This window comes from Streptomyces sp. NPDC001100 (genome assembly GCF_053598575.1).
In genome coordinates this window covers 245475-259135 of record NZ_JBSFKO010000011.1, presented here as the reverse complement: position 1 = coordinate 259135, position 13661 = coordinate 245475, and the positions used below count along the sequence as shown (strand labels likewise).

Below are 13661 nucleotides of genomic sequence, written 5' to 3'. Positions count from 1 at the left end.
GCCGAGTGGACGGATCGGGACGAGCTCTCGATCATCGTACTCGGGACGGTCATGTGGCCTGCGGGGGAGGGGAGTTGGGCCCGCCGGGCCGGTCACCGGCCCGGCAGCCCGCCCGAACGTCACTTCCCCCGCAGGTCCTTGACCCGTCGGATCTTGCCCACCGAGCGCTCCAGCGTCTCGGGGTCGACGATCTCCACGTCCACGGTCACGCCCACCCCGTCCTTGACGCCCTTGGCGATCGCCGCCGCCGCGGCCGTCCGCTGCTCGGGGCTCGCGCCGGAGCGGGCCTCGGCGCGGACCGTCATGTGGTCCATCCGGCCGCGCCGGGTCAGCTGGATCGTGAAGTGCGGGGCGACGGCGGGGGTGCGCAGGATGATCTCCTCGATCTGGCTGGGGAAGACGTTCACCCCACGCAGGATGATCATGTCGTCGCTGCGGCCGGTGATCTTCTCGATCCGCCGGAAGGCCGGGCGGGCCGTGCCGGGCAGCAGCCGGGTCAGGTCGCGGGTGCGGTAGCGGATGATCGGCAGGGCCTCCTTGGTGAGGGAGGTGAAGACCAGCTCGCCGCTGTCGCCGTCCGGGAGCACCTCGTCGGTGAACGGGTCGACGACCTCCGGGAAGAAGTGGTCCTCCCACACATGGAGGCCGTCCTTGGTCTCCACGCACTCCTGCGCCACGCCGGGGCCGATCACCTCCGACAGGCCGTAGATGTCGACCGCGTGGATGTCCATGCGCTCCTCGATCTCGCGGCGCATCTCCTCCGTCCACGGCTCGGCGCCGAAGATGCCCACCTTGAGCGAGCTGGTGCGCGGGTCGACGCCCTGGCGCTCGAACTCGTCGAGGAGGGTCAGCATGTAGGACGGGGTGACCATGATGATCTCGGGCTCGAAGTCCTGGATGATCTGCACCTGGCGGGCGGTCATGCCGCCGGAGGCGGGGATCACGGTGCAGCCCGCGCGCTCGGCGCCGTAGTGCGCGCCCAGACCGCCGGTGAACAGCCCGTAGCCGTACGACACATGGACCTTGTGACCGGGACGGCCGCCGGCCGCGCGGATCGAACGGGCCACCACGTCCGCCCACATGGAGAGGTCGTTCTCCGTGTAGCCGACGACCGTGGGGCGCCCGGTGGTGCCGCTGGAGGCGTGCACGCGGCGGACCTGGTCCATGGGGACGGCGAACATGCCGAAGGGGTACGTCTCCCGCAGATCGGCCTTGGTGGTGAAGGGGAACCTGGCCAGATCCTCAAGGGTGCGGCAGTCGCCGGGTTTGACACCGGCCTCGTCGAACTTGCGGCGGTACAGCTCCACGTTGTCGTAGGCGTGCCGCAACGTGGCCTGGAGCAGGCCGAGTTGGTGCGCGCGCAGCTCCTCGCGGGTGAGGCGCTCGGCGGCGTCCAGGAGCCCTTCGGGGAGCGGTTCGCCCAGGCGCGGGCTCGCGGGCGCCGAAGGCACGATCACCGGGGCCGGCGGGTCGCTGCTCATGGAGACTCCTTCGTCTTCGTGCTGTCGATACTGCGGCTCCGTCCCCGGAACTCCGCGATCACCAGGTCGCCGCGCTCCACGCGCACGTCATAGATGCCACTGCGGCCGAACCGGGTGCGCTCGCGCGCGGTCGCCACCAGGACGTCGCCCTCGTGCGCCGGGGCGACGAAGTCGATGTCGGCCGCGGCGGCCACGGTCACCGGGCCGTGGCTGTTGCACGCACAGGCGAAGGCGGAGTCGGCGAACAGGAACAGATAGCCGCCGTGCGCGGTCCCGTGTCCGTTGACCATGGCCGGGGTCACGGTCATACGGAGCACGGCGGTCCCTTCGCCGTGCTCGACGAGCTCGATTCCGAGCGCCCGGGACGCCTCGTCCGCGGCGAACATCTTCTCCACCGGACCGGGGGCCGTGTTCGTGGCCTGCGTCATTTTCCACCACCTTGTAGGCCGACCGAACATTCGGTTACCGTGCGCCACGGCCAAGTAATCCAGCATCACCACTGCCTGTCAAGAGGTGGAACGCATGCCCCTGACCAGCCCCGAGCCCTCCTCCGACGAGGTCTATCTGATCGACGGGGCCCGTACCCCGCAGGGCCGCTACGGCGGCGCCCTGGCGTCCGTACGGCCCGACGACCTCGCGGCGCTGGTCGTCGGCGAGGCGGTCCGCCGGGCCGGGATCCCGGCCGGCGAGGTGGACGAGGTGATCCTCGGCGCCGCCAACCAGGCAGGCGAGGACAACCGGGACGTGGCCCGTATGGCCGTCCTGCTGGCCGGGCTGCCGCACACCGTGCCCGGCTACACCGTCAACCGGCTATGCGCCTCGGGACTGACCGCCGTGGCCTCGGCCGCCCAGGCGATACGCGCCGGCGAGGCGGACCTCGTCGTCGCGGGTGGCGTGGAGTCCATGACTCGCGCTCCCTGGGTGATGGCCAAGCCCGGCACCCCCTGGGCCAAACCCGGGGAGGTGCACGACACCTCGCTCGGCTGGCGCTTCACCAACCCGCGCTTCGCCGCGCAGGACACCCTGTCCATGGGCGAGACGGCCGAGGAGGTCGCCGCGCTCGACGGCATCACCCGCGCCGACTCCGACGCCTTCGCGCTGCGCAGCCATCAACGGGCCGTCGCAGCACAGGAGTCGGGCCGCTTCGACCGGGAGATCGTGCCGGTCGCGGTGAAGGACGGGGAAGTCACCCGCGACGAGGGCCCGCGTCCCGGCACCACGTTGGAGAAGCTCGGCTCCCTGCGCACCATCTTCCGCGACGGCGGCATCGTCACCGCGGGCTCCTCCTCACCGCTGTCGGACGGCGCCGCCGCCCTGGTGGTCGCGAGCGCGGCCGCCGTCCGGCGCCACGGGCTCACCCCCAGGGCCCGGATCGTCACCTCCGCCTCGGCCGGAGTGCAGCCCCACCTCATGGGCCTCGGCCCGGTCCCCGCCACCGAGAAGGCGCTCGCCCGAGCCGGATGGGGGACCGGCGACCTGGACGCCGTAGAACTGAACGAGGCCTTCGCCGCCCAGGCCCTCGCCGTCACCCGCCGCCTCAAGCTCGACGAGGACAAGGTCAACGCCGACGGCGGTGCCATCGCGCTCGGCCACCCCCTCGGCTGCTCCGGCGCCCGCATCCTGCTCACACTGCTCGGCCGGCTGGAGCGGGAGGACGCCCGACGGGGGCTGGCCACGCTGTGCGTCGGCGTCGGCCAGGGTGTCGCGATGCTCGTGGAGCGGGTGTGAGCGCGCCCGCGGCGGGCCCGAGCGCCCGCAGCTCCGACCCGAGCGCCGCCGGCTCCGGCCCGTGTCCCGCTGTCACCCGCCCGAGCGCCCCGGCCGCCACCGGCTCGTACGAGACCCTCCTCGTCGAAGAGCGCGCGGACCGAGTCGTCGTCAGCCTGCACCGCCCCGAGGCCCGCAACGCCATCAGCGGGCTGATGATCCGCGAACTGCACACCGTCTGCGAGCAGTTGGAGCAGCGCCCGAAGCTGCTCCTGCTCACCGGCCATGGCGGGGTCTTCGCGGGCGGCGCCGACATCGCGGAGCTGCTGGAGCGCGGGCGGGACGAGGCGCTCCAGGGCATCAACAGCCGGCTCTTCGAGCGGGTACGCCGACTGCCGATGCCGACCCTCGCCGCGGTGGACGGCTGGGCACTGGGTGGCGGCGCGGAGCTGTCGTACGCCTGTGATCTGCGGATCGCCGGTCCGGACGCCGTCTTCGGGAACCCGGAGCCCGGTCTCGGGATCCTCGCCGCGGCCGGTGCCTGCTGGCGGCTGCCCGAGCTGGTCGGCGAGTCCGTGGCCAAGCAGGTGCTGCTCGCCGGACGGAACCTCGACGCGAAGGCGGCGCTGGCCGCCGGGCTTGTCATCGACGTCGTACCGGCGGAGAAGCTGCTGGACGAGGCGCACGCGCTGCTCGACCGGATGGCCCGGTCCTCGGCCACCGCCCTGCGGCTCACCAAACTCGTGGTCGACTCGCCGGGGGCCCACCCGATCGCCGACGACCTCGCGCAGGCCGTGCTCTTCGAGGGGCAGGACAAGAGGGACCGTATGACACGCTTCCTGGAGAAGAGGAGTAGCCGCGCATGAGCCCAACACCCCACTCCGTGCCCGCAGTTGTAGGAGTCATCGGCGGTGGCCGGATGGGCGCCGGTATCGCGCAGTCCTTCGCCGCCGCCGGATCGTCCGTGACCGTCGTGGAGAGCGGCGAGCAGGCCTCGGCCGCCGCGCTTGACCGGGTCGCGACCGGGCTGAAGCGGGCCGCCGAGCGTGGTCTGCTCGGCGAGCCTGCGGAGCAGGTCCTCGGCCGCGTCACCATTACGGACTCCGTCGACCGTCTGCCCGCCGGCGCCGATCTGGTCGTCGAGGCCGTCCCCGAGGACGCCGGGCTCAAGGCGCGGGTGCTCGCGGCCGCCGAGCGGGCGGTGGGCGCGACGACCGTGCTGGCCACCAACACCAGCTCCCTGTCGGTCACCGAACTCGCCGCCGCGCTCACCCGGCCCGGCCGCTTCCTGGGCATGCACTTCTTCAACCCGGTGCCGGCCTCGGCCCTCGTCGAGATCGTCGTCGCGCCCGGCACCGAGGCCGCCACCGTCGGTGCCGCCCTCGGCTGGACGCACGCCCTCGGGAAGAAGGACGTGACCGTCAAGGACTCGCCCGGCTTCGCCAGCAGTCGCCTCGGACTGGCGCTCGGCCTGGAGGCGATCCGCATGGTCGAGGAGGGCGTCGCCGAGCCGGAGGCGATCGACGATGCCATGAGCCTCGGCTACAAGCACCCCATGGGACCGCTGCGGCTGACCGACATGGTCGGCCTCGACGTACGCCTGGCCATCGCGGAGTACCTCCACTCCACCCTCGGCGAGCGCTTCGCCCCGCCGCAGCTGCTGCGCGAGAAGATCGCGCGCGGTGAACTGGGCCGCAAGACGGGACAGGGGTTCTACACGTGGGAGTGAGCACGGGCGGGCGGACGGCGTTTCGCGGGCCGCTGACCAGTCATTCACCCGGCAGGTCTTGCCTCACCGGGGGAAACCCTTCACACTGGGAACCGAACGAATGGTCGGTAGGGGAGTTGAGGTGTCGATGACGAGCACAGGCACGGAGGCGTCAGCCGCCGACCGGGACGAGACGCGGTTCGAGGAGCAGTTCGACGCCACGATCGCGAAGGACCAGCGGATCGAGCCCCGCGACTGGATGCCCGACGGCTACCGCAAGACCCTGATCCGGCAGATCGCGCAGCACGCGCACTCGGAGATCATCGGGATGCAGCCGGAGGGCGACTGGATCACCCGTGCGCCCTCTCTGCGCCGCAAGGCGATCCTCTTCGCGAAGGTGCAGGACGAGGCCGGACACGGGCTGTATCTGTACTCGGCCGCCGAGACCCTGGGCGCGGACCGCGCGGAGCTGACCGAGGCGCTGATCGAGGGCCGGCAGAAGTACTCGTCGATCTTCAACTACCCGACGCCGACCTTCGCCGACGTCGGCGTGATCGGCTGGTTCGTGGACGGCGCCGCGATCTGCAACCAGGTCCCGCTGTGCCGCTGCTCGTACGGGCCGTACGCGCGGGCCATGGTGCGGGTCTGCAAGGAGGAGTCCTTCCACCAGCGCCAGGGCTTCGAGCTGCTGCTCACGATGATGCGCGGCACGGACGCCCAGCGGGCCATGGTCCAGGACGCGGTGGACCGTTGGTGGTGGCCGTCGCTGATGATGTTCGGCCCGCCCGACGACGACTCGCCCAACTCGGCCCGCTCCATGGCCTGGAAGATCAAGCGGCACAGCAACGACGAACTGCGCCAGCGCTTCGTCGACATGACGGTCCCGCAGGCGGAGAAGCTCGGAGTCGCCCTGCCCGACCCGGAGTTGAGGTGGAACGAGGAGCGCGGCCACCACGACTTCGGCACCCCCGACTGGTCCGAGTTGCAGCGCGTGATCAAGGGCGACGGACCCCGCAACGCCGAGCGGGTCTCCCGCCGCCGGGCCGCCCACGAGGAGGGCGCCTGGGTCCGGGAGGCGGCCACCGCTCACGCGGCCAAGCAGGCCGCCCGTACGAAGAAGACCGAAGGAGCGGCGGCATGACGCAGGACTGGCCCCTGTACGAGGTGTTCGTGCGCGGCAAGCGCGGCCTGAACCACGTCCACGTCGGCTCGCTGCACGCCGCCGACGACGCGATGGCCCTCACCCACGCCCGTGACCTCTACACGCGGCGCAACGAGGGCGTGTCCATCTGGGTCGTGCGCTCGGAGCACATCGCCGCCTCGACCCGCGACGAGAAGGACCCGTTCTTCGCGCCGAGCGCCGACAAGGTCTACCGCCACCCCACGTTCTACGACATCCCCGACGACGTCCCCCACATCTAGGAGCAGGGAATGAGTGACGACCACGTCTATCTGTCCCTGGCCGAGGGGCACGACGGCGGCGACGCCCGCTGGGCCTTCGGCACCGGTTTCGAGGACCCGCTGCACGGCGTCGACCAGAGCGTGCCGGAGGGGACCGACACCGCTCAACTGGCCGCCTTCTGCCTGGCACTTGGCGACGACGCGCTCGTCAGCGCCCAGCGCCTGGCCCAATGGTGCACGGCCGCCCCCGAGTTGGAGGAGGAGGTCGCGCTCGCCAACATCGGGCTCGACCTGCTCGGCCAGACCCGCCTGCTCTACGCCCGTGCCGGCCAGGTCGACGGCACCGGACGCGGCGAGGACGCGTACGCCTACTTCCGTGACGCGGACGCCTTCCGCAACGTCCGGCTGGCCGAACTGCCCAACGGCGACTTCGCGTTCTCGATCACCCGGCTGCTGGTGCTGTCCTCCTGGCGGCTGGCCCTCTTCGAGCGGCTCGCCGTCACGACCTCGGACCCGGTGCTCGCCGCCATCGCCGCCAAGGGCGTCAAGGAGCTCGCGTACCACCGTCAGTACGCCGCCGAGTGGGTCGTCCGGCTGGGCGACGGCACGGCGGAGTCGCAGCGGCGGATGCGGGACGCGCTGGCCGCCGTCGCGCCCTACCTGGACGAACTCTTCGCGGCGACGGGGGAGTTGAAGGCCGAGGTGCTGGCCGTGCTCCGCCAGGTCACCGACGCCGCCGGACTCGCCTGGCCCGAGGCGGCACCGGTCCCCGGACACGGCCGCGAGGGCGACCACACCGAACACCTGGCCCCGCTGCTCACCGAACTCCAGAGCGTGGCCCGCGCCCACCCGGAGGCGACATGGTGACCACCCTGCTCGACGCGCGGCGCGCCCGGTACATCGCCGCGCAGGTGCCCGACCCCGAGATGCCCATGCTCACGCTGGCGGACCTCGGCGTACTGCGCGATGTCGAGGTCCGTGAGGACGGCACGGTCGTCGCGAGCCTGACGCCCACCTACTCCGGCTGCCCCGCCATGGCCGAGATGCGCGCCGAGGTGGCCGCACGGCTCACGGACGCCGGGTACGCGCGCGTGGAGATCCGTACGGTTCTCAGCCCGCCCTGGAGCAGCGACTGGATCACCCCGGCCGGCCGCGCCAAGCTCGCCGAATCCGGCATCGCACCGCCAGGTGCCGCCCCGCGCGGACCGGTCGGGCTCACGCTGTCGCCGATCCGCCGTACGGTGGCCTGCCCCCGCTGCGGGGCGACGGACACCGAGGAGACCTCGCACTTCGCCGCGACCTCCTGCAAAGCCCTGTGGCGGTGCCGCGCCTGCCGCGAGCCGTTCGAGTACGTCAAGGAGATCTGATGGCGAGCCCCCACCACTCGACTGTGGCGAGCCCCCGACCCCCGCTCGCGGAGAGCACGGCGGGTCCCCAACTCCCGCCCGCGGAAAGGACGGTGGACCAGTGACCGCCCCGGCCCCCACCACGCCCGCCCGTCCGGCGCGCCGCCGCCCCGCCTTCCACGCCCTGCGGGTCGCCGCCGTCGAGCCGCTGTGCGAGGACGCCGCCGCCATCGGCTTCGACATCCCCGAGCACCTGGCAGAGGAGTTCGCGTACCGGCCGGGCCAGTCGCTGACGCTCCGCCGCGAGGTCGAGGGCCGCGACGAGCGCCGCTCGTACTCCATCTGCTCCCCGGCGGGAGCGCGCCCGCGCATCGGCGTCCGGGTCGTCCCCGGCGGCCTGTTCTCTTCCTGGCTGGTCAACGAGGTACGCCCAGGAGACACCGTCGAGGTGATGGCTCCGACCGGCGCTTTCACCCCCGACCTCACCCGTCCCGGCCACCACGTCCTGATCGCCGCCGGCTCCGGCATCACCCCGATGCTGTCCATCGCGGAATCCGTCCTCGCCGCCGACACCCGCTCCCGCGTCACGCTCTTCTACGGCAACCGGCGCTCCGACACCGTGATGTTCGCCGACGACCTCGCCGACCTGAAGGACCTGTACCCCGGCCGCTTCCAGCTCGCGCACATCCTGTCCCGCGAACCGCGCGAGGCGGAGGTCCTCTCCGGCCGCCTCGACGCCGACCGGCTCACCACGCTCGTCGACGCCCTCGTGGACGTGGACACCGCCGACCACTGGTGGCTGTGCGGCCCGCACGGCATGGTCCGCGACGCCCAGCGGGTCCTCGGCGGACTCGGCGTCCCGGCTGAACGCGTCCACCAAGAGCTGTTCTACGCCGACGACGAGCCCGTCCGCCCGAACGAGCACGTCGACAAGGCCTATACCGGTCCCGTCAGCCAGGTGAGCGTCACGCTCGACGGCCGCACCACCAACTCGGAGCTCCCCAAGGACAGTTCGATCCTCGACGGCGCCCAGAAGAACCGGCCCGACCTGCCCTTCGCCTGCAAGGGCGGCGTCTGCGGCACCTGCCGCGCGCTGGTCACCGACGGCACGGCGGACATGCGGCGCAACTACGCCCTCGAACCCGCCGAGGTGGACGCCGGTTACGTCCTCACCTGCCAGACCTTCCCGGTGTCCGACACCCTCGCCGTCGACTACGACAGCTGACACTTCGACGGACGTGAAGAGGGGGCCGGGAGGGATCCCGGCCCCCTCTTCGGTCAACTCATCCGGCTACCGGCTGTCAGCCGAGGAGCTTGGCCGCCAGGGTCGCGGCGTTGTACGAACCCCAGCCGGTGGTGAAGTCCCAGCCGCTGGCCGCGGAGTAGGCGCCGTTGCTGCCGCTGGTGATGTCGTGGAAGCCGGTGCCGCTCGCCGTGTAGAGCGCGGGGTTGGCGAAGCCGAGGTTGGCCTTGCCGGCCGCCGCGGCCTGCTGGTTGTAGAGCGCGCCGAACGCCGCCCACTCGGGCGCGGCGGCGCTGGTGCCGCCGACGGTGCCCCAGCTGCCCTGCGAGTAGATCGAGACACCGGGGCTCGGGTTCGCGAGCGCCGACACGTCCGGGACCTGGCGGTAGCCGCCGCCCGCGGTCTTCTGCACCGCGGTCTGCCAGCTCGGGATCTTGAAGACGGAGGACTTGCCGCCGCCACCGCCCGACCAGGCCGTCTCCTTGCTCCACGCGTTGGCGGAGGTCACGGTCAGCGTCGTGCCGCCGACACCGGTGACATACGGGTCGCTAGCCGGGTAGTCGACGGTGGTGGTGCCGTCGCCCGCGTCGTCCGAGCCGTCGTCGCCGGAGGCCGCGTAGAAGCCGAGGCCCTCGGCCGCGCCCGCCTTGAAGACGGCGTCCACGGCGTTGATGTTGGAGGTGGTGCGCTGGCTCTCGGAGGCACCCCAGCTGATCGAGGTGGTCGGGATGCCGCTGTCGACGATCGCCTGGTAGGTGTCGACCTCACCGGCGTCGGAGTTGGGGCCCTCGAAGACGGTGACGTTGGCCTTCGGGGCGATCGCGTGCAGGACCTCGATGTCGAGCTCGACCTCGACCTGACCGTCACCCAGGGCGCCGGAACCGCCGTCCACCTTGGACACGGTCGGAGTGGGGGAGCCCAGGCTGTAGTTGGTGTCGTACTTGGTGATGTTGGACTGCTGGAAGCCGTCGAACTCCAGCAGCGCGATCTTCTGGCCGCTGCCGGTGTACGTGCCGGAGACGTTGTAGCCGCCCTTGATCTGGGCCGGGGTGTAACCGCCGCCGGGGCCGTTGTGCGGGTTGACCCTGGCGGACCCCTCGTGGTGCAGCTGGGCGCGGTTGTTGAGACCGGTCACGTCGCTGACCAGGCCGGCGATGCCGGTCGGCAGGGTCGGCGCGGTCTCGTTGGCGTAGAACGCGCGGCCCGACTTGGCGTCCTTCCACGTCGACAGCTTGGTGCCGAACGCCTTCTCCAGCTGGGCCGCGGTGCCGCTGGCGTCGACCAGCAGGTTCCCCGAGTGGACCTTGCCGACGGTCAGACCCTGGGCCCGCAGGAAGTCCTTGATCTGCTTGACCTCGGCGTCGGTCCGGCCGAACCGGGCCGCGAACTGGGCCTTCGTCAGATAGTGGCCGTACGAGCTCGACCGCGGATTGCTGACGTCGGCCACGAACGTGTCGAGCGCCTTGTCGTTTCTCGGCGTCAGGCTGATGGCCACCGATATGCGCTTGCCGGCCGCGACGGCGCCGGTGCGGGACGCATCGTGGTTCAGTCCCTTGAGGACGTCTCCCGCGACGGCGGCGCGAGTCGCGTGCGGCTGGACGGCGGCGTAGGCGCTGGGGACGGCGGCGGCGAGCAGGGCCGGTACGGCGACGAGGCCGACCAGCTTCAGACGTGACGTCACGGAGGTCCTCCGAGGAGTGGGGGGTTGCTGTCCCGGAAGCGGAACGGCTTCACCGTAGGAACAGCGGCCCCACCCGCATAAGCGGGGGAACCCTTGCGTCACGTGTTAACTGCGGGTGTCACATGAACCGTGGATGACAGGTCAGCGCCGGGTGTCGAGCGTGCGGGCAGTCCGCACCCGCCCCGGCTGACTGATCGTCACGGCCTGTGCGGTGGACTGCTGTTGGTCGTCGTCGCCGACGCTCACGGTCGCCGCTCCGGACGCGATGACGGCGACCGCCATGGCATGGGCGAGCGCGGTGCGCGAGCGGACGCCGACCTTGCGGTAGACCCGGGACAGGGTGCCCTCGACCGTCTTGACGCTGATGAACAGCTCGGCGGCGACCTCCCTGTTGGTGGCCCCGCCGCCGACCAGTTCCGCCACCCGCGCTTCTGTCGGCGTGAGTTCGGGCCGCCCCTCGCCGTCCCGGTCGCCGGCCTCCAGCCGGGCGAGTTCGTCGCCCGCCCGCGCCGCCAGCGGAGCGGCACCGATACGGGTCGCGGTCTCCAGCGCCTCACCGAGCGCGGTGCGGGCCGCGTTGCGGTGGCGGGCCCTGCGCTCGACCGCGCCGAGCGAGATGAGGGTGCGTACCAGCTCTATGGGCAACGGGAGTTGACGCAGTCGCTCCACGGCGGTGCGCAGCCGTACCGCCCCCTCCTTCGCCCGGCCGAGCCCGGCTTCGCGCAGCCCCTCCGCCCGTTCCAGGGCCGCCAGTACGCTGCCGGGCGCGTCGCCGGACACCCGGGTGCGGGCTTCGCGCAGCACCGCCCCGGCCTCTTCCGTCTCGCCGAGCACGACCAGGGCTTCGGCCAGATCGCTGTACCAGTGCAGCAGGGGCGGGTCGGCGGCCGACATCGCCTCGCCGAGTTCCTTGACGCGTTGAAGTGCCTCGACCGCCGTGGCCGCCCCGCGCGGATCGCCGGCCAGCAACTCGGCCTGCCCCAGCACCGCGAGGGCGCGCAGCAGGAACAGCCGGTCGCCGTCCGCCTCCGAGGCCCGCACCGCCTGCCCGGCCAACTCCCGGGCCTCGTCGGCATTGCCGCCCGCGGTCGCCGCGAGCGCCGCCGCGTACAGCGCCGGAGCGGCCTGTACGCCGGTCTCGGCCACGGCACGGGTGCAGCGGGCGGCGGTGGTCAGCGCCTCCCGGCAGTGCCCGGCGCGCACCTGGATGCGGGTCAGCGCGACCAGGGTCGCCATGACCTCCTCGACCCCGGCGAACTCCCCGATCTTCATGAGGAGTTGAGCGACCCTCTCCTGTGCCTCGGTGACCTTGTCGGAGTCCAGGGCGAGGATCGCGCGCATCCGGATCAGTCCCCAGCTCTCCGGTCCGGCGCCCGCGCCGCCGGTCAGTGCGAGGGCCTCCGCCAACGCGGCGTCGGCGGCGACCGGTTCACCGCCCAGCGAACGCACCCGGGCGAGGGTCGCGAGCGCCCCGATGCGTGTGTCGGTGTCACCGGCCACGGCCGCTTGTCGGGCGGCGCGCTGTGCATGCCGGGCCGCCGCTGCCAACTCCCCGCACAGCAAGCCCCGTACCGCCGCCCAGTGGTGCAGCCATGCCTCCGCCTCCGGGTCGCCGGCCGCGTCCCGGAGTCCTTCCTCGATCAGCGCGTGGGTGCCGTGCAGGGCCTGACCGGCGTTGCGGAGCAGGACCAGCCGGGCCCGCACCCGTTGCCGGGCCGAACCCGAACCGGCGAGGACGGTCTCGGCCGACTGCCCCGCGTCCTCCAACTGCCCGGCGTCACAGGCGTATTCGGCCGCCGCCAGCAGCCGGTCGGCGCGCTCGACGGGCCGGTCGCCGGGAGTGCGCAGGGCGGCGAGCCCGGCCAGCTCGGAGGCGGCGTCGGGTGAGCCGTCGCGGCGGGCGCATTCGGCGGCGGCCAGCAGGGTGCGGGCGGTGGTCTCGTCCTCGTGGGGACGGGCGAGCGCGAGATGCCGGGCCCGCTCCACGGGATCGGCGACCGCGTCGGCCAGAAGCGCGTGCGCCTGCCGGCGGCCGTACTCCGGAGCATCGGCGTAGACTGCGGCCCGGAGCAGCGGATGCCGGAAATGTACGGTCCCGTGGGCGTCGGCCGTCGCGACATCGAGCCGTTCGGTCCGGGCCAGGTCGGCGGCCGGATCGGTGAACCCGGTGGCGCGCAGCAGCGTGAGAGTGGGGCGGGCGGCGGCGCTCATGACGAGGAGCGCGTGGCGCGTGCTCTCCGGCAGAGTGTGCACCCGCTCCAGCAGCAGGGTGCGCAGCCGGTGCGGCACCGGCAGCGTCCGGCCGAGGCCGACGGCCGCCGCGTCGCGCGGGGCCGCCCGCCCCAACTCCAGGGCGTACCAGGGGTTTCCGGCGGCCGTGTCCTGGACGGCCCGCAGCACCGCCGGTGGCAGGTCGGCGGGCAGCAGCCGCGCCACCTCGTCGTCCGTCAGTGGGGGCACGGGCAGTTCGACGGTGCCGGGCGGGCAGCAGCGCGGTCGTCCGGGCTGCTCGCCGTCCGCCACCCGCTCGGCGGCCACCACTTTTACGTCAAGGCCCCCGACACGACGTACGACGTAGGCGAGCACCTCGACGGTCTCCTCGTCGAGCCACTGGAGGCCGTCGAGGACAAGCAGCACCGGGCCGGTGGCGGCGAGGGCGCGCAGCACTTCGAGAACGGCGACCCGGACGGCGAGCCGGTCACGGTCGCCGGCCGGTACCTCGCCGCGCAACAGGGCGGCCCGCAAAGCCCCTTGGGGTTCGGGTGCCAGGGCGTCCAGGCAGCTCTCCGGCACGCGTGCGAACAGGTCGACAAGACCGGCGAACGGCAGCCGGGCGTCCTCCTCGGCGGGCGAGCAGTGCAACACCGTTCCGGACGGCCGGACATGGGCGTCCGAGGACGCCAGGAGGGCGGCCACGAGCACGGACTTGCCCGTCCCCGCAGGGCCGTGGAGCAGCACTCCCTGACGGTCCGTCAACTCGGTGCGGGCGGTGCCGATCAGCGCGCGGTGCCCGGTCAACGACCGCACTTCCGCGCCACGGCGGGGCGGGCGGGTCGGTGCGTGCGGCGGGTTTCCGGGCAGTTCGGCATGTGTT

General features: G+C 72.5%; 12 protein-coding genes. 8 read left to right on the top strand and 4 right to left on the bottom strand.

All coding sequences use genetic code 11. From position 1 onward, the window contains the following. Positions 1–119 precede the first annotated feature (119 nt). Positions 120–1481: a phenylacetate--CoA ligase PaaK gene (gene paaK / locus ACWDEW_RS18715; RefSeq protein WP_450514070.1), complete on the bottom strand. Its 1362-nt coding sequence runs from the start codon at positions 1479–1481 to the stop codon at positions 120–122. Further along, a complete protein-coding gene (gene paaI / locus ACWDEW_RS18710; protein ID WP_450514069.1) occupies positions 1478–1909 on the bottom strand; it encodes a hydroxyphenylacetyl-CoA thioesterase PaaI in 432 nt (143 codons plus the stop codon). Before paaI ends, paaK begins: the two co-directional genes overlap by 4 nt. A gap of 94 nt (positions 1910–2003) precedes the next feature. On the opposite strand from paaI, the gene ACWDEW_RS18705 reads away from it, so the two are divergent. From ACWDEW_RS18705 to paaE, 8 genes are all read left to right on the top strand, one after another. Continuing rightward, the gene (locus tag ACWDEW_RS18705; RefSeq protein ID WP_450514068.1) at positions 2004–3209 is read left to right on the top strand and encodes a thiolase family protein; all 1206 of its coding nucleotides are present in this window, start codon (positions 2004–2006) and stop codon (positions 3207–3209) included. 155 nt (positions 3210–3364) lie between these two features. Then, the gene (locus ACWDEW_RS18700) at positions 3365–4054 is read left to right on the top strand and encodes an enoyl-CoA hydratase/isomerase family protein (RefSeq protein ID WP_450514112.1); all 690 of its coding nucleotides are present in this window, start codon (positions 3365–3367) and stop codon (positions 4052–4054) included. Next, positions 4051–4917 (top strand): 3-hydroxyacyl-CoA dehydrogenase family protein, encoded by an 867-nt coding sequence (locus ACWDEW_RS18695; protein ID WP_450514067.1) that lies wholly within the window; start codon positions 4051–4053, stop codon positions 4915–4917. The genes ACWDEW_RS18700 and ACWDEW_RS18695 overlap by 4 nt, the downstream gene beginning before the upstream one ends. A 127-nt stretch (positions 4918–5044) precedes the next feature. Next, complete coding sequence (gene paaA, locus ACWDEW_RS18690) at positions 5045–6037, top strand: 1,2-phenylacetyl-CoA epoxidase subunit PaaA (protein WP_450514066.1); 993 nt, start codon at positions 5045–5047, stop codon at positions 6035–6037. Further along, positions 6034–6318: a 1,2-phenylacetyl-CoA epoxidase subunit PaaB gene (gene paaB, locus ACWDEW_RS18685; RefSeq protein ID WP_019075091.1), complete on the top strand. Its 285-nt coding sequence runs from the start codon at positions 6034–6036 to the stop codon at positions 6316–6318. The genes paaA and paaB overlap by 4 nt, the downstream gene beginning before the upstream one ends. Before the next feature lie 9 nt (positions 6319–6327). Beyond that, complete coding sequence (paaC, locus tag ACWDEW_RS18680; protein ID WP_450514065.1) at positions 6328–7164, top strand: 1,2-phenylacetyl-CoA epoxidase subunit PaaC; 837 nt, start codon at positions 6328–6330, stop codon at positions 7162–7164. After that, the gene (gene paaD, locus ACWDEW_RS18675) at positions 7158–7664 is read left to right on the top strand and encodes a 1,2-phenylacetyl-CoA epoxidase subunit PaaD (protein ID WP_450514064.1); all 507 of its coding nucleotides are present in this window, start codon (positions 7158–7160) and stop codon (positions 7662–7664) included. The genes paaC and paaD overlap by 7 nt, the downstream gene beginning before the upstream one ends. Before the next feature lie 100 nt (positions 7665–7764). Next, positions 7765–8868 (top strand): 1,2-phenylacetyl-CoA epoxidase subunit PaaE, encoded by a 1104-nt coding sequence (gene paaE, locus ACWDEW_RS18670; protein WP_450514063.1) that lies wholly within the window; start codon positions 7765–7767, stop codon positions 8866–8868. Positions 8869–8944: 76 nt separating this feature from the next. On the opposite strand, the gene ACWDEW_RS18665 is transcribed toward paaE, so the two are convergent. After that, a complete protein-coding gene (locus tag ACWDEW_RS18665) occupies positions 8945–10567 on the bottom strand; it encodes a S53 family peptidase (RefSeq protein ID WP_450514062.1) in 1623 nt (540 codons plus the stop codon). A 141-nt stretch (positions 10568–10708) separates the two neighbouring features. Next, positions 10709–13594, bottom strand: a complete 2886-nt coding sequence (locus ACWDEW_RS18660; protein WP_450514061.1) for an AAA family ATPase — start codon at positions 13592–13594, stop codon at positions 10709–10711. Between the last annotated feature and the right edge of the window lie 67 nt (positions 13595–13661).